The sequence below is a fragment of the Dermacoccus sp. PE3 genome, from assembly GCF_001021715.1.
Lineage (GTDB): Bacteria > Actinomycetota > Actinomycetes > Actinomycetales > Dermatophilaceae > Dermacoccus > Dermacoccus abyssi.
In genome coordinates, this window is the sequence record NZ_LDCM01000005.1 from 70700 (window position 1) to 86743 (window position 16044).

At 69.1% G+C, this 16044-nt stretch carries 17 protein-coding genes; 14 read left to right on the forward strand and 3 right to left on the reverse strand.

Annotation, left to right across the window (positions count from 1 at the left end):
* Positions 1-13: 13 nt before the first annotated feature.
* On the reverse strand, positions 14-625 hold the full coding sequence (locus tag AA983_RS12925; protein WP_047312708.1) for a hypothetical protein: 612 nt from the start codon (positions 623-625) through the stop codon (positions 14-16).
* A gap of 51 nt (positions 626-676) precedes the next feature.
* Between AA983_RS12925 and hisF the strand changes: the two genes are divergently transcribed.
* Positions 677-1429, forward strand: a complete 753-nt coding sequence (gene hisF, locus AA983_RS12930; RefSeq protein ID WP_047312709.1) for an imidazole glycerol phosphate synthase subunit HisF — start codon at positions 677-679, stop codon at positions 1427-1429.
* Positions 1430-1509: 80 nt separating this feature from the next.
* Here the strand turns inward: hisF and AA983_RS12935 are convergent, their stop codons facing one another.
* Positions 1510-2154 carry a TIGR03085 family metal-binding protein gene (locus AA983_RS12935; protein ID WP_047312710.1) on the reverse strand — a complete coding sequence of 215 codons (645 nt, stop codon included), beginning with the start codon at positions 2152-2154 and terminating at the stop codon, positions 1510-1512.
* A 48-nt stretch (positions 2155-2202) separates the two neighbouring features.
* Between AA983_RS12935 and AA983_RS12940 the strand changes: the two genes are divergently transcribed.
* On the forward strand, positions 2203-4053 hold the full coding sequence (locus tag AA983_RS12940) for an ABC transporter ATP-binding protein (RefSeq protein WP_047312711.1): 1851 nt from the start codon (positions 2203-2205) through the stop codon (positions 4051-4053).
* Positions 4050-5825 (forward strand): ABC transporter ATP-binding protein, encoded by a 1776-nt coding sequence (locus tag AA983_RS12945; protein ID WP_047312712.1) that lies wholly within the window; start codon positions 4050-4052, stop codon positions 5823-5825. Before AA983_RS12940 ends, AA983_RS12945 begins: the two co-directional genes overlap by 4 nt.
* A 4-nt stretch (positions 5826-5829) precedes the next feature.
* Here the strand turns inward: AA983_RS12945 and AA983_RS12950 are convergent, their stop codons facing one another.
* Positions 5830-6441 (reverse strand): CoA pyrophosphatase, encoded by a 612-nt coding sequence (locus AA983_RS12950; RefSeq protein ID WP_047312713.1) that lies wholly within the window; start codon positions 6439-6441, stop codon positions 5830-5832.
* 269 nt (positions 6442-6710) lie between these two features.
* On the opposite strand from AA983_RS12950, the gene AA983_RS12955 reads away from it, so the two are divergent.
* The 11 genes from AA983_RS12955 to lgt all read left to right on the forward strand — a co-directional run bounded on the left by AA983_RS12955 (position 6711) and on the right by lgt (position 16007).
* Complete coding sequence (locus AA983_RS12955; protein WP_047312714.1) at positions 6711-7745, forward strand: HNH endonuclease signature motif containing protein; 1035 nt, start codon at positions 6711-6713, stop codon at positions 7743-7745.
* Between the two features lie 175 nt (positions 7746-7920).
* Positions 7921-8385, forward strand: a complete 465-nt coding sequence (hisI, locus tag AA983_RS12960; protein WP_118912494.1) for a phosphoribosyl-AMP cyclohydrolase — start codon at positions 7921-7923, stop codon at positions 8383-8385.
* Positions 8382-9929 (forward strand): anthranilate synthase component I, encoded by a 1548-nt coding sequence (locus AA983_RS12965; protein WP_047312715.1) that lies wholly within the window; start codon positions 8382-8384, stop codon positions 9927-9929. The genes hisI and AA983_RS12965 overlap by 4 nt, the downstream gene beginning before the upstream one ends.
* A complete protein-coding gene (locus tag AA983_RS12970) occupies positions 9926-10501 on the forward strand; it encodes a Trp biosynthesis-associated membrane protein (protein ID WP_047312716.1) in 576 nt (191 codons plus the stop codon). Before AA983_RS12965 ends, AA983_RS12970 begins: the two co-directional genes overlap by 4 nt.
* 135 nt (positions 10502-10636) lie before the next feature.
* The gene (locus AA983_RS12975) at positions 10637-10861 is read left to right on the forward strand and encodes an HGxxPAAW family protein (RefSeq protein WP_047312717.1); all 225 of its coding nucleotides are present in this window, start codon (positions 10637-10639) and stop codon (positions 10859-10861) included.
* Positions 10862-10916: 55 nt separating this feature from the next.
* Complete coding sequence (gene trpC / locus AA983_RS12980; protein ID WP_047312718.1) at positions 10917-11726, forward strand: indole-3-glycerol phosphate synthase TrpC; 810 nt, start codon at positions 10917-10919, stop codon at positions 11724-11726.
* Positions 11723-12994, forward strand: coding sequence for a tryptophan synthase subunit beta (gene trpB / locus AA983_RS12985; protein WP_047312719.1), 1272 nt, complete (start codon positions 11723-11725; stop codon positions 12992-12994). Before trpC ends, trpB begins: the two co-directional genes overlap by 4 nt.
* The gene (gene trpA, locus AA983_RS12990) at positions 12991-13782 is read left to right on the forward strand and encodes a tryptophan synthase subunit alpha (protein WP_047312720.1); all 792 of its coding nucleotides are present in this window, start codon (positions 12991-12993) and stop codon (positions 13780-13782) included. The genes trpB and trpA overlap by 4 nt, the downstream gene beginning before the upstream one ends.
* 29 nt (positions 13783-13811) lie before the next feature.
* Positions 13812-14258: a MauE/DoxX family redox-associated membrane protein gene (locus tag AA983_RS12995; RefSeq protein WP_231579609.1), complete on the forward strand. Its 447-nt coding sequence runs from the start codon at positions 13812-13814 to the stop codon at positions 14256-14258.
* A 37-nt stretch (positions 14259-14295) separates the two neighbouring features.
* Positions 14296-15054, forward strand: coding sequence for a thioredoxin domain-containing protein (locus AA983_RS13000; RefSeq protein WP_052947138.1), 759 nt, complete (start codon positions 14296-14298; stop codon positions 15052-15054).
* Complete coding sequence (gene lgt / locus AA983_RS13005; protein ID WP_047312722.1) at positions 15054-16007, forward strand: prolipoprotein diacylglyceryl transferase; 954 nt, start codon at positions 15054-15056, stop codon at positions 16005-16007. The genes AA983_RS13000 and lgt overlap by 1 nt, the downstream gene beginning before the upstream one ends.
* Positions 16008-16044: the final 37 nt, after the last annotated feature.

Genomic DNA, 16044 nt, shown 5'->3' on the forward strand with positions numbered 1-16044 from the left:
CAGGTCGGCGGCCTCAGTGCGCAGCGGAGCGTTCTCCGTCCGTGAGGTCGCTCGCGTCGACGACGACGTCCGCCCGGGGCGGATGCGCGGTGAACCAGGACCGTTCCTGCGCCTCCCAGCTCACCCAGTACGGCGCGAACATCTCGCCGTCGCGACGCAGTGCACGGATGCGCCGCTGCTCGCGCGAGGCCTCCAGCCACGCCGAGCCCTCCGCGATGTTCTGTCCCACCCATCCAGCGCCGACGCCCTCGACGATGAGGGAGCGGGTGGCGTGGATGGGCTCGCGCTCGCGCGGTGGCATACCGGCCCACTGCGTCGGCTTGTAGCTCGGGGAGCGGCCGGCGCGCCAGTGTTCGACGAGCTGGCGGGCACGCAACACGCCGCTGGGCAGGCTGTCCCAATCGCGGTAGAGGTCGTCGAGGTGAAGCACCTGGGCGTGAGGGTAGTGCTGAGCGAGGCGGTCCGAGAGCTGGGTCTTACCTGCTCCGGAGCGCCCGTCGAGGGTGAACAGCCAGCGCTCGTTCAGGGACGCGCGGGTGTCGAACCACGCGAGCACGGCGTCCGGTGACAACGTCGGCGCCGCGGCGAGACCGGGCGATCGGACGGCGATGGGCGGCGTGTTCACGGAGCAAACGTACCGGCCGGGCCCGGGGCCTGAGGGCTTAGGCTCGGTGCCATGTCGGTTGCGGTACGTGTCATTCCCTGTCTCGACGTCAACGCAGGACGCGTCGTCAAGGGCGTCAACTTCGAGAATCTTCGTGACGCGGGCGACCCCGTCGAACTCGCGGCACGCTACGAGCGTCAGGGCGCTGACGAACTCACCTTCCTCGACGTCACCGCGAGCTCGGCGGACCGATCGACGACGTACGACCTCGTCGCGCGCACGGCCGAGCAGGTCTTCATTCCCCTCACCGTCGGGGGAGGCGTGCGCACTGTCGGCGACGTCGACCGACTGTTGCGTTCGGGCGCGGACAAGGTGGGTATCAACACCGGTGCCATCGCCCGCCCCGAGGTCATCGCCGAGATCGCCGACCGCTTCGGCGCCCAGGTTCTCGTGCTGTCCGCGGACGTGCGGCGCATCGACGGGCGATACGAGGTGACGACGCACGGCGGCCGCACGAGCTCCGGCCTGGAGGCCGTCGAGTGGTGTGCGCGCGCGGAGGAGTTGGGGGCAGGGGAGATCCTGCTCAACTCGATGGACGCCGACGGCACGAAGCGCGGGTTCGACCTCGAACTCATCGAGGCAGTGCGCAGCGAGGTCACAGTGCCTCTCATCGCGAGTGGTGGCGCGGGCGCCGTCGAGCACTTCCCGGCCGCGGTCGAAGCCGGCGCCGACGCCGTGCTCGCAGCCTCCGTCTTCCACTACGGCGAGATGACGATCGGCGACGTCAAGCAGGCCCTGGCAGCCACCGGTGCGCCGGTGCGCTGACCGCGCCACACGATTTCGGGCCTCACCTTCAACTCGAAGGTGGGGCCCGAATTCGTTGAACTAGCAAGGAAGGACGCTGGTCAGATGCCCTTCGGCGCCGACGCGAAGCGGTTGATGTCGTCCGGCTCGCCCGCGAACTGAACGAAGCTCATGCGGCCCGCCAGGTGGAGGAGAACCTCGCTGGGCAGGCCCTCGATGACCACTTCACCGAGCGGCTCGTCGGGGCTGGTGAGGGCAACCGGCGTGCGTCCCGGGCAGAGGGCGGCAACGCGCATCCGCGAGTGGCGCAGCATCATCGTGCCGGCGGCCGGCAGGGCGGCGTAAAGCGAGTTCTGCAGGCGCTCACCGACGGTGCGCACCTGCGACTCGTCGGCGTAAGGCAGCTGCGCGCGCAGGATGTCCTCGTGGTGGATGAAGTACTCCTGCAGGTTCGCGCGCGCGTCGACCGCGGGGATGCGGAAGGGCGAGAATTCGTGCGGGCCTCGGCGCACCATGTCGACGAGGTCCTCGAAGGGACGCAGCGCGTAGCGCGCGCGGGTACGCTCGGCGAGGTCGCGTGCCTGGGGCAGAAAGATGCCGACGGCCTCCGGGCGACGCTCACGCATCGCGAGGTGGGCCAGGAGGTCCTTCACGGTCCAGCCGTCGCAGAGCGTCGGAGCGTCCGGTCCGATCCGTAGGGCGGTGTCGCAGAGAGCCTGTCGTTCGGCTTGGGCATAGTTCGGCATGGCGCAATGTTGTCACCCCCGCGACCGAGCGAGCAAAGGAACCCCCGCGTGAGTGCAGCCGACCTGGCCCCCGACGCGTCACCCGTTCGCGTCACCCTGGCAGGGTGCCGTGAGGAGTGGCGCTGGTTCGTCTTCTCCGTCCTCGGGGCGACCGGTTACGGCGTGCTCACCGTGCTCACCGCGTCCGTGATCGGCGGGCTCGTGGCGGACGTCGTCACGCCTGCCGTGCGCGAGGGCGAACTCACCGGCGCGATGGCCTGGCAGGTGGCCTGGCAACTCGGCGGCGTCGTGTTCCTCAACGTCATCGCCGTCATCGTGCGACGTATCGCCGCCGGCATCACGTACAACAACCTCATCGCCTCGACGCGGCGTCGGGTGACGCGCGCCTACCAGGACCTGCCGATGCGTTGGCACCAGGTACATCCCTCGGGACGTCTGCTCTCGCACGTGAACTCGGACGTCGAGACGATCTGGAACATCTTCCAGCCACTGCCCATGGCGCTCGGCGTCGCCATCATGCTGCTCTTCGGCTTCGTCTCGATCTTCCTCGTCGACGTCGTCCTGGGCTTCGTCGCGCTCGTCGTGTTCCCGCTGCTCATCGTCATCAACTACTGGTTCCAGATCGTCATGCGCCGTCGTGTCGAAGCATCGCAGGCGGCCCGCGCGCAGGTGAGCACCGTGGCCGACGAGAGCTTCGACGGCGCGCTCGTCGTCAAGGCGCTCGGTCGCGCCGACTCGGAGACCGCGCGACTCACGCGCTCGGCCGAGGAACTGCGTGATGCCAACATCCGTCTCGGACGGACCGAGGGCATCTTCGACCCGATGACGAATGCGTTGCCGACGCTCGGGTCGCTTGCCGTCGTCGTGGTCGGTGCCGAACGCGTGGCCTCGGGCTCGATCACGGCCGCTGACGTCGTTCAGGTCGCCTACCTCTTCAGCCTGCTCGCGTGGCCGGTGCGCGCCTTCGGTTGGATCCTGTTCAGCCTCCCGCAGGTGGCCATCGGGTGGAAGCGCGTCAAGCCGATCCTCGACGACGCAGCCGATCTGCCGCCGCGCCGCCGGGAGGCGTCCCTGCCCGAAGGGCCGTTGGAGCTGCGGGCGCACGGTGTCTCGTTCACGTACGAGGACGCCGACGCTCCCGCGCTCACCGGCGTCGACCTCGAGGTTCCCGCCGGCGGCTCGCTCGCCGTCGTCGGTGCGACGGGCTCGGGCAAGAGCACGCTCGCTCAGGTGCTCGTCGGGCTCACCCCGCCGACGGCCGGCGTCGTCGAGGTGGGTGGTCACGACATCGGTGGCGTGGCGAACCGTGAGGAGCGGGTGGCGCTCGCGACGCAGGACGCGTTCGTGTTCAACGAGTCGAGCGAGGAGAACGTGGCGCTGGGGCGCTCGGATCTCGGTCGCGGCGAGGTGGATCACGCACTCGACGTCGCGCACGCGGCGACGTTCGTCGAGGCCCTGCCTCACGGTCGGGACGAGGCGCTCGGTGAGCGTGGTTCGCGCCTGTCGGGCGGTCAGCGTCAGCGCATCGCGCTCGCCCGAGTGATCGCCGGTAAGCCCGGTCTCGTCGTGCTCGACGACTCGACGAGCGCGATCGACCCCGCCGTCGAAGGCGACATCCTCACGTCGCTGCGTTCTGCGACCGAGGGCAGCACCACCGTCATCGTCGCGCACCGCCGCTCGAGCATCCTGCTCGCGGACCGCGTCGTGTACCTCGAGAACGGACGGGTGGCCGCCAGCGGCCGTCACGACGAACTCATGGCCGGCCACCCCGGGTACGCGGCGCTGCTCAGCGCGTACGAGGTGGAGGAAGCCGAGGGTGCTGCCCCTGATGCAGCCGACGCCGATGACGGGGACGATGCCGACGCATCCCACGCCGAGGCTGAAGGGGGCCGGGCATGAGCGCCGGCGCAACCAAGGTGACGAGCGACCGCGGCACCCTGCGGCGCGGGCTCTCGCTCGCTCCGGAGATGACGAAGGGCTTCGGCTGGACGCTGTTGCTCGCGCTCGTGGCCACGTCGAGCCAGGTCATCGTGCCGTTGACGCTCCAGCGCGCCATCGACCACGGCATCCTCGCGCCGGGCGGGGTCGATCTCGGCGTCGTGCGGTGGACGTTTGCCCTCGCGGCCCTCGGCGTCGTCGTGGCGGGTGTCTGCTCCTACGTCATGAACGTCAGGCTCTTCCGCGCGTCCGAGCGGGGGTTGGCGACGCTGCGCCGCAAGGCGTTCGCCCACGTGCACGCCCTGTCGACGCTGACGCTCAACGCGTCCCGCCGCGGTTCGATGGTTTCGCGCGTGACGAGCGACGTCGACCAGATCTCGATGTTCGTCCAGCGCGGCGGCATGATGCTCATCGTCTCCATCGGGCAACTGCTCGTCGCGACGATCCTCATGCTCTGGTACTCGTGGCCGCTCGCCATCTTCGTGTGGATCTGCTTCCTGCCGCTGTTCTTCCTCCTGCGCTACTTCCAGCGGCTCGTCGGGCGCGCGTACGCCGTCGTCCGCGAGCGGGTGGCCGACATGCTGAGCACGATCTCGGAGTCCGTGGCCGGGGCAGCGACCGTCCGCCTGTTCGGTATTCAGCCGCGCACCCAGGAGCGCATGGACGATGCGATCGAGGCGCAGCGCAAGGCCGCCATCGGGGCGCAGATCCGTGCCGTGGGTGCGTTCGTGTCGGGCCAGGGCGTCTCCGGCGCCGCGCTCATCCTCGTCATCATCGCGGGTGCGTGGATGGGCGCCAACGGACACATGACGATCGGTGAGATCACCGCCTTCGTGTTCCTCACCAACCTCTTCACGCAGCCCGTTCAGACGGCCACCGAGGTCCTCAACGACCTGCAGAACGCTCTCGCCGGCTGGCGACGCGTCATCGAGTTGCTCGACACGCCCCTCGAGGTCGTGCCGCCGGCGCAACCGCAGACGTTGAACGCGGGCGCCAAGTCGGTGCAGCTCGACCACGTCGACTTCGCCTACTCGCCCGACGCCGACCTCGTGCTGCGCGACGTCGACGCGACGATCGCGCCGGGTACGAGTGTCGCCGTCGTCGGTGAGACCGGTTCGGGCAAGAGCACGCTCGCAAAACTGCTGACCCGCCTGGTCGACCCCACGTCGGGTGTCGTGCGCGTCGGTGGACTCGACTTGCGCGACGTCGATGATGCGTCGCTGCGCGAGGCCGTGGCGTACCTGCCGCAGGAGGGTTTCCTCTTCACCGGCACGATCGCCGACAACGTGCGCTTCGCGCGCCCGGACCTCGACGACGCGGGCGTCGAGCGCGCCTTCGTCGGGATCGGGTGCGAGGACTGGCTCGTCCGTCAGCCCGAGGGCGTGCGCACCGAGGTGGGCGCTCGCGGATCGCGGCTCAGCGCGGGGGAGCGGCAGATCGTCGCGCTCGCGCGCACGTATGTGACGGACCCGGACGTGCTCATCCTCGACGAGGCCACCTCAAGTGTCGACCCGTCGACCGATGTTGCCGTCGGCCAGGCACTCGACGAGCTGATGCGCGGCCGGACGAGCGTCATCATCGCGCACCGCCTCGCGACGGCCGAGAAGGCCGACGAGATCTGGGTCATGGACGCCGGACGACTCGTCCAGCGCGGCTCGCACGTTGAACTCGTCGGCGCTGACGGACCCTACCGGCGGCTGCACGAAGGCTGGGTGGCCTCCCACGCGGAGTAGCGCGCTACTTCCAGGCGAACTTGGGCTGCTCGAAGTGGGCCACGCGCGTGCTGCGGCCGTGGAGAACGACTTCCCGGAACTGATGGAGGATCGCCGCCGTCGGCGCGTGGATCCAGTAGTCCTCGAAGGGCCACTGGAACACCGGCTCGCCCAGCCCACGCTGCTCGACGAACCGCGGTTCCGCGTCCAGTTGGGGGAGCGTGATCTCGTGGAGCACCGCAACCTCGGCCGGATTGAGCACCACCTCGTCGAGCACATCGCCGGCCCAGACGACGAACGGCCGGATGAGATAGCCCGAGCGGGTCGCGAAGTCGTCGAGCCTGCCCAAGACTGCGTCGGCCGAAGCCGCGATGCCGAGTTCCTCGTGCAGTTCGCGGAGGGCAGCTTCCTGGGGCGTTTCGCCCGCGTCGATCCGGCCGCCCGGTAGCGCGAACTGACCGGCGTGGGCGCGGAGGCTGGGTGCTCGCTTCTCCATGAGAACAACCGGCTCGTCCGCCCTGTGGGCGATGACGACGCAAACCGCGGCCTCGCGCAGGGGGTTACCGGTGGCTTCACGAGGCTCGAAGGAGGAGAGCTGCTGCGCAATGTGCTGACGCAGGTCGTCGTCACGGGGCATGCGGGCGGCTCCTCTTCGGGTGACTCTGCTGGGTTCGGGCAGAACCCATCGTGGCGCATCGGGCGCTGGTTCGGGGCGCGCCATCGCCAGTGCGTCAGACACGCGCTTGGCCACTCCGGGAAACCGTTCACTAGTCCGCGGAACAGCGAGGCTCTGCGGCTAAAGGATGGGCGCTTGCGGGCGGTGATCCTGTAGTCAGCGGCACGTGGGTCAGGGCATTGGGTGCGCACGGACCGGACATGATTCGAACAGGGGTGCGATAATGGAGCATGGATCTGAGGTCGGTGACCGGTCGAGCGCGCTTCGCGACGGCCACGGTCATCTCGGACGAACTCGACCACATCGTCGAACCGGAAGCCCTGGCCCGCGTCACTGACCTGGTGGAGAAGTCCGGTGCGCACCGCATGGGCGGCAGTGCCGCGCGGCGGCACGTGCGGAAGCTCCTGCGTGCACTGGGGCTCGCTCGGGAGGCTGACGAAGTGCTGGTCGACCGCGAGAAGGGTGTGTGGTCCGAACCGCACCTCGACATCGACTCACTCACCGAGATGCGTGTCGTCCTCGACACGGGCGACGCGCTGGCGCTGCACGCCGTCATCGAGGCCCGCGCCGAACACCTGCGCGCCGGCTGGGGCGGAGGAGGGCTGCCGCCGTCGCGGGGTCGCTGTCGTGTCGATGCGCTGGTCGACCTGATGGTCGAGAACAGTTCGGTGCATGCTGCTTTCACGCTGCAAGTGCCGTTGGCCGCTGACTCGCCGCCCACTCAGTCCCTCCGGCGCGAGCAGTGCTCCACCATGCGTTTCGTCAGAGCGCTGCGTTCCTCACCAGGGGAGAGCTCTGCCTTCGCTGACGTCGACGTGCCAGGAATGGGTGTCGTGACAGGTGAGGCGCTCGCTCGGCTAGCCGCGTCGATCGGAACGACGTTCGCGGTTCGCCTCACCCGCGATCTGGCTAACGGTCGCGTCGTGACAACCGGCACGCTGTCGCAGACGTACCGACCGCACGCCACAATGGCGGCCCTCGTCACCGATCGCGACGAGGTGTGCCGCTTCCCGTACGGCACGCGGCCCGGGGCATCTGCAGACCTCGACCACGTCATCCCGTTCGCCGAGGGCGGCGCAACGAGCGGGTCGAACCTCCAGAGCCTGTGCCGTCATCACCACCGCGCCAAGACGTTCGGCGGATACGCGGTGAGCATGGATGCCGAAGCCACATGCGAGTGGGAGTCGCCCACCGGCCGCCGCTGGCTGACCCGCCCCGGCGGAGCCACGGTGCCGCTGGAACCGCGCGCGGGCCGCGTCGCCTGAGCGTCGCTGTGGCGCAGCTGACGCAGTTCGGTTCACCTGACGCGTTTTGCGCCTGCTCAGACTGCGTCACGTGAACTAAATCGCATCATCTGCCCGCGTCGGCGCGGCGCCCTCACGCCCGCCCGGTGCCGCCAAGCACAGACGGGTTCTCGCTCCGGCACGTGCGGTTGGCACAATGGCACCCATGACTTCGACGCCCCTGCCCACCGAGATCGCCCAGCGGCTCAAGCGCGACGACTCGGGTCTCGTGGCCGCCATCGTCCAGGATGAGGCGAGTGGCGAGGTGCTCATGCTGGGCTGGATGGACGACGAGGCGCTGCGGCGCACGCTGAACGACGGGCGCGTCACCTTCTGGTCGCGCAGCCGTGGTGAGTACTGGCGCAAGGGCGACACGTCGGGGCATGCGCAGTACGTGAAGTCCGTCGCGCTCGACTGCGACGGTGACGCACTCCTCGTCCGCGTGGAGCAGATCGGTGCCGCCTGCCACACCGGCGCGCGCACCTGCTTCTTCACCGATCTGGACGCCACCGTCGGAGCTCCGACACACGCCACTGGCCCCGCCGCGGATGCGATGTCGGAGATCGACCAGCACGACCTCAAGCCGACCCACGAGCAGCACCCCACGGAGGATCCCGCATGACGACGACGCCCAGCCTGGCCGCCGACCTCACCTGGGGCGCCACGTGGCCGAGCGCCGACGTCTTCACTCACCTCGCAACGGAACGCCGCGTCATTCCCGTCGTCCGACGCCTGCTCGCCGACGCCGAAACCCCGATCGGCGTCTACCGCAAGCTCGCGCGCGACGAGCCCGGCACGTTCCTCCTCGAATCCGCCGAGCACGGCGGCGTGTGGTCACGCTACTCGTTCATCGGCGCCGCGAGCCGCGCCACGCTCACCGAGCGTGACGGCGAGGTCGTCTGGCTCGGCGATGTGCCTACCGGCCTTCCGACGAGCGGCCTCGCCGTCGACGCCCTGCGCGAGAGCCTCGAACTACTCCACACCGAACGCATCCCCGGCCTGCCGCCCCTGACGAGTGGCCTCGTGGGCGCCATCGGCTACGACGCCGTGCGCCGCTGGGAGAAAATCGGCGACGATGCCGAGGACGCGCTGGGCATCCCCGAGGTGACGATGCTGCTCGCCACCGACCTGGCCGTCATGGACCACCAGGACGGCTCGCTCCTGCTCATCGCCAACGCGGTCAACTTCGACGGCCTCGACACCGGCGTCGAGGGCGCCTACGTGGACGCCGTTGCGCGCCTCGACGCCATGCAGCAGCGCCTCGGCGACTCGGCACCCTCCACGGTCGCCGTGCTGCACACGCCCGAGCAGGACGTGCGCAGCACGCACACGCGCGAGCAGTTCCACGACATGGTCGAGGCCTGCAAGGAGGACATCCGCGCCGGCGAGGCGTTCCAGATCGTCGTCTCCCAGCGCTTCAGCGTCGACACCGACGCCGACGCGCTCGACGTCTACCGCGCACTGCGTGCGAGCAACCCCAGCCCGTACATGTACCTGCTGCGCCTGCCCCTGCCCGACGGCGGCGTCTACGACGTCGTCGGCTCGTCGCCCGAGGCTCTCGTCAAGGTGACTGGCGAGCGGGTCATCACCCACCCCATCGCCGGCTCGCGCCCGCGCGGCAAGACGCCGGAACACGACCGGGAGCTGGGCGACGACCTGCTGAACGACCCGAAGGAACGCAGCGAGCACCTCATGCTCGTCGACCTCTCGCGCAACGACCTGCAACGCGTCTGCGGCGCCGGAACCGTGGAGACGGTCGAGTTCATGAACATCCGCAACTACAGCCACGTCATCCACCTCGAGTCCACCGTCGTCGGCACGAAGCGCGAGGACGCCAGCGCGTACGACGTGCTCGAGGCCACCTTCCCGGCCGGGACGCTCTCGGGTGCCCCGAAGCCGCGCGCCATGCAGATCATCGAGTCGCGCGAAGGCTCACGCCGCGGCGTGTACGGGGGAGTGATCGGCTACTTCGACTTCGCCGGTGACGCGGACGCGGCCATCGCCATCCGCACGGCGGTGCTCAAGGACGGCGTGGCCCACGTTCAGGCGGGAGCCGGCGTCGTGGCCGACTCGGTGCCCGAGAGCGAATATCAAGAGACGATCAACAAGGCGGCGGCCGCCCTGCGAGCAGTTGCGACCGCCACCGGGATGGAGCCCATCCGATGAGGGACATCTCCTCGAAGCGCAGCGTCATCCTCCTGTCGCTCATCGCGGGCGTCCTCGCGCTCATCGCCTCCGGACGCGCGTGGATCAACGGCACCCTCAACGACGGGGTCCTCTCGACGAACGCGGTCGACGTGACGGGCAACCAGGCGATCCCGGGGTACTTCGGAATCGCCCTCGTCGCGTGCGCGGGCCTGCTGGCCGCCGCGACCGCCGGTCGCATTGCGCGCTGGCCCGCCGGCGTCATCTCCTTGCTCGGTTCGATTGCCATGGTCGCTCTGACGCTGCGGACACTGCTCGACCCTGCCTCGGCCGTGAAGAGCCGCATGTCCTCCGTCACCGGCCACACCGGTGAAGCGGTGGCCCGCGGCGAGTTCACCGTCTGGTTCTGGGTGGCCGTGTTCGCGGCGCTCCTCGCGCTGTTGTCCTCGGTGCTCGGCCTGCTCGGTCTGCGCCGCTGGCACGGTCTGTCGAGTCGTTACGAGGCGCCCGTCGACGGTGAGGCGCCCAAGCGCTCCGAGGAGAGCGACTGGGATCTCATGTCGCGCGGCGTCGACCCGACCGATCGCACCTGAGCGACACGCGCCACACCCCGGGCTCGCACGAGCCGTGTGAGCCTGACAGAATGACCTGGAACACCTCGCCGCGCCCGTCGGATCCGGTACGAATCGGAACGACTCAGCGCGCCCTCATCAAGGAGAAGCCTGACGATGTCCGGAGACAGCCCCTACCTCGACCACGGTCACAGCGTCGCCGCGTGGACGGGCGTCACCATCTGCCTGATCGCCTCGCTCATCATCGCGGCCGGCGTCTTTTTCGGTAACGACATGCTTGCCATCGTCGGTGGCATCGTCTTCATCGCCGGCGGCCTCGTCGGCTGGGCCATGGGCAAGGCGAACAAGGGCAAGAAGAAGGGCCAGGCGAGCCACGCCTGACCCGTCCCGTGGACAACCCGTGAGGCCGTGGGCCTCACGATGATTGGATAAGACAGTGACCACTGTTCTCGACTCGATCATCGCCGGGGTCCGCGAAGATCTCGCTGAGCGCGTCCGCGTCAGGTCCCTCGCCAGCGTCGAAGCCGACGCTCGTGCGCAGGCACCGGCACGTGACGCGCTCGCGGCCTATCGCGCCTCCAGCGAGCAAGGCCGCATCGGCGTCATCTCCGAGGTGAAGCGCTCCAGCCCGAGCAAGGGCGCGCTCGCCGAGATCCCGGACCCGGCGCACCTCGCGAGCGCATACGCCGACGGTGGCGCGACGGCCATCTCCGTTCTCACCGAGCAGCGGCGCTTCGGTGGGAGCCTCGCCGACCTCGACGCCGTTCGCGCGGCGGTCGACATCCCGGTTCTGCGCAAGGACTTCATGGTCGAGCCGTACCAGTTCTTCGAGGCCCGGGCGCACGGTGCCGACCTCGTCCTGCTCATCGTCGCCGCGCTCGACGACGCCCAGCTGCGCGACTTCCACGACATCACGCGCGAGCTCGGCATGACCGCCCTCGTCGAGGTCCACGACGCCGATGAGGCCGAGCGGGCTCTCGCGCTCGACGCGAAGCTCATCGGCGTCAACGCGCGCAACCTCAAGACGCTGGAGGTCCACCCCGAGGTCTTCGGCCCCATCGCGAAGACGCTGCCGTCGGACGTCGTCAAGGTCGCCGAATCCGGCATCTCCGGCCCGGACGACGCCCGTCGCTACGCCGAGGAGGGCGCCCAGGCGCTCCTCATCGGCGAGGCGCTCGTCAAGAACGGCACCCCGCGTGAGGGGCTGGCCGACATCATCCGCGCCTGCGAAGGAGCCCTGGCATGAGCGAGAAGCAGGTTCGCCCCTCCGGTGAAGGGCTGGTCCCGGCGGGCCTCGGCCGTTTCGGCGCCTACGGCGGCCGCTACGTTCCCGAAGCGCTCGTCGCGGCGCTCGAGGAACTCGACGAGCACCGCCTCGCCGCGATGGAGGACGAGGCGTTCACCGCCGAACTCGCCGAACTGCAGCGCAGCTACACGGGCCGTCCCAGCATCCTCACCGAGGTGCCGCGGTTCGCCGAGCACTGTGGCGGTGCGCGGATCTTCCTCAAGCGTGAGGACCTCAACCACACGGGCTCGCACAAGATCAACAACGTCCTCGGCCAGACGCTGCTCGCCAAGCGCATGGGCAAGACGCGCGTCATCGCCGAGACGGGGGCGGGCCAGCACGGCGTCGCGACGGCCACGGCCGCGGCTCTCATGGGGCTCGAGTGCGTCGTCTACATGGGCAAGGTCGACACGGAGCGCCAGGCGCTCAACGTCGCGCGCATGCAGTTGCTCGGCGCCAAGGTCGTGCCTGTCGAACACGGCAGTCAGACGCTCAAGGACGCCGTCAACGAGGCGTTCCGCGACTGGGTGGCGAACGTCGAGCACACCCACTACGTGCTCGGTACGGTGACGGGCCCGTACCCGTTCCCCGAGATGGTGCGTGACTTCCACAAGGTCATCGGCGAGGAAGCCCGTGAGCAGATCCTCGCGGAGACCGGACGCCTGCCCGACGCCATCTGCGCGTGCGTCGGCGGCGGCTCGAACGCCATGGGCATCTTCCACCGCTTCATCGGCGACGAGGACGTGCGCCTCATCGGCCTCGAGGGCGGCGGCGAGGGCGTCGAGACGGGCAAGCACGCCTCGCGTTTCACCGGCGAGGGGTCGCCCGGGGTGCTCCACGGCGCCTACACCTACGTCATCCAGGACGACGAGGGTCAGACCATCGAGACGCACTCGGTCTCGGCCGGTCTCGACTACCCGAGCGTCGGCCCGGAGCACAGCTACCTCAAGGATTCCGGCCGGGCGGAGTACCACCCCATCACCGACGCCGAGGCGATGGAGGCCTTCAAGCTCCTGTCGCAGACCGAGGGCATCCTCCCGGCCATCGAGTCGGCGCACGCCCTCGCCGGCGCGATGAAGGTCGGTCGCGAACTCGGCCCGGACGGGCTCGTGCTCGTCAGCCTGTCCGGGCGCGGTGACAAGGACGTCCACACCGCCGGACGCTGGTTCGGCCTCATCGACGAGGACGAGGTCGTCGTCGCGGGCGACGAAGAGGAGACGCAGGTATGACGAAGCTGGACGAGGTTCTCGCGGCGACGCGCAGCGAGGGCCGTGCGGCCCTCGTGGGGTACCTGCCCGCCGGATTCCCGTCGCGCGAGGGCTGCCTGCGGGCCGTGCGCACGATGGTCGAGGCGGGCTGCGACATCGTCGAGGTCGGCCTTCCCTACACCGACCCGCTCATGGACGGTCCGGTCATCCAGACGGCTGCCACGCAGGCGCTCGAGCAGGGCGTGCACGTGCCCGACGTCTTCGCCGCGGTGCGCGAGGTCTCGGACGCCGGGGGAGCGGCCGTCGTCATGACGTACTGGAACCCCGTGCTGCGTCACGGCGTGCGCGAGTTCGCCCAGGACCTCGCCGCCGCAGGCGGTAGCGGTCTCATCACGCCCGACCTCGTGCCCGACGAGGGCGCCGACTGGATCGAGATCGCCGACGAGCTCGGCCTGGCCAAGATCTTCCTCGTGGCGCCGAGTTCGACGCCCGCTCGCATCGCAGCGACGACGAACGTCACCTCCGGCTTCGTGTACGCCGCGTCCGTCATGGGTGTGACAGGTGCTCGCACGTCGGTGGGCGAGGCCGCCAAGGGCCTCGTCGAGAAGGTGCGCGCCACCACCGATCTGCCCGTGTGCGTCGGCCTCGGTGTCTCCAGCGGCGAGCAGGCCCGCGAGATCGGCCAGTACGCGGACGGCGTCATCGTCGGCTCGGCCCTCGTCAAGTGCCTGCTCGACGTCGACCTCGACGAAGGTCTCGAGCGACTTGCGGAGAAAACGCGCGAACTCGCGGCGGGCGTCCGCGGATGACGGACAGGGCGCGTCTCGAGGGCACCCGCATGCCGTGGGTGTCGCTCGTGCTCCGCCTCGCACTGGCCGCGGTGTTCCTCTTCGCCGGTGTGCCGAAGCTGACGAACTTCCCCGCATCGCGCCGTTCGGTGCGCGCCTACGAACTGTTCTCCTACGACGTGTCGAACCTCATCGGCACGTTGTTGCCCATGGTCGAGGTCGCCCTCGGCGTGCTCCTGCTCGTGGGGCTCTTCACCCGCTTCTCGGCGCTTTGCGCGGCGCTTCTTCTCGTCGTGTTCATCGCAGGAATCGCCTCGGCGTGGGCCCGGGGGCTCTCCATCGACTGCGGCTGCTTCAGCGAAGGTGGAGCAGTCTCCGAGAACGCCACGAAGTATCCGCTCGAGATCGCCCGCGACCTCGTTTTCCTCGTCATGGCGGGGGCACTCAGCCTGCGCCCACGCAGCCGGTTTAGTGTGGATCAGGCCCTCTGGGGCTGAACGACACACTCAGGTCTTCTTCGAAAGGTTCGTGCGCATGCGTCCCGACGCTTCCGACAAGTTGGCCTCCGTCGGCCCCAGGAAGGGGCCGAGCAAGGCCGTCATCGCGTCGGTGGTGGGGCTCGTGGCCGTCCTCGCGATCGGCCTCGTCGCCTTCATGAGCCTTCGCAAGGACGAGACACCCCAGGCGACAAGTGCCAAGTCGCTGCCACAGGGCGCCATGGCGGGCGGCAAGGGCATGCCGGTCTTCGCCGACAAGGCCAAGGACAGCGCGAAGACCGTGGACGTCTACCTCGACTTCCAGTGCCCGTTCTGCGGGAAGTTCGAAAAGGCGCAGGGGGAGAAGCTCACCGAACTGGCCAAGTCCGGTGACATCAAGCTGAACTACCACGTCAAGACGTTCCTCGACGAGAACATCCCGGGTGACAACTCGGCCCGCGCCGCCAACGCCGCGTTCTGCTCGGCCAACGCCGGCAAGTTCGCCGAGTTCACGCGCGAGACGTTCGAGAACCAGCCGGAGGAGGGCAAGGGCTACACGCAGGACGACCTGCTCGAGTTCGGCAAGAACGTGGGCATCAGCGACGGTGCCGAGTCCGCCTTCGCCTCCTGCGTGAAGAACAACACGTACGGCTCCTACGTCGAGCAGACCGAGGAGCAGACGAACAAGGACGGCGTGAACTCCACCCCTGTCGTCAAGATCAACGGCAAGGACGTCGAGAACGCCGACATGGCCGGAATGATGAACATCGAGGGTTCCACCCCGACGACGATCGACAAGGTTCTGGCGAAGTCCTGATGCTCGCAACGATCCCTTCGCCCACCGAGGGCGTCCTGTGGCTGGGGCCGATCCCGCTGCGCGGTTACGCCCTGTGCATCCTCGCGGGCGTCGTTGTGGCCACGATCATCGCCGGTCGTCGCCTCGAGACCCGCGGGTACGCGCGTGACGCCGCCGTAGGCGTCGTGCTGTGGATCGTTCCGTTCGGCATCGTCGGCGGCAGGCTGTATCACGTCATCACGACACCGCAGCCGTACTTCGGCGAGAACGGCAACCCCGTAGACGCACTCAAGGTGTGGCAGGGCGGCCTCGGTATTTGGGGCGCGGTCGCCCTCGGTGCTCTGGGCGCCTGGATCGGCGCACGCCGTGAGGGCGTGCCCTTCGCCGTTCTGGCCGATGCCATCGCCCCCGGCCTGCCGCTCGCCCAGGCCATCGGCCGCTTCGGCAATTACTTCAACAACGAGCTCTACGGCCGCCGCACCGACGTGCCGTGGGCCCTGGAGATCCACCAGTGGGACAGTGGAGCCGGCAAGGCCGTCGTCGACTCCACGGGTCAGCCGGTCGTGCTCGGCACGTTCCACCCGACGTTCCTCTACGAGGCGCTGTGGTGCCTGCTCATCGCGTTCGTCATCTGGCGTATCTCGGACAGCGGACGTCTGCGTCGCGGACAGGCCTTCGGCCTCTACGTCATGCTCTACCCGATGGGCCGCATCATCGTGGAGCTCATGCGAAGCGACTTCGCCAACCGCATCCTCGGGCTGCGGGTGAACGTGTGGGTCTCGATCCTCGTCTTCCTCCTGGGCCTGGGAATCTTCCTGGCGCGCAGGAAAGCCGATCCGGATGTCCGGCTGGCACGGGCTGGCGACGACAGCGACCGGGGCGCCGACGACGGCGTGTCCACTGCGTCGTCGGACACGTCCGAGACCGCCACCTCCGACGAGGCGACCGCCACGACGAAGGACTCCACGGACTGAGACGCCGTTCGCACGATGACACCCTCATTTCATTCAG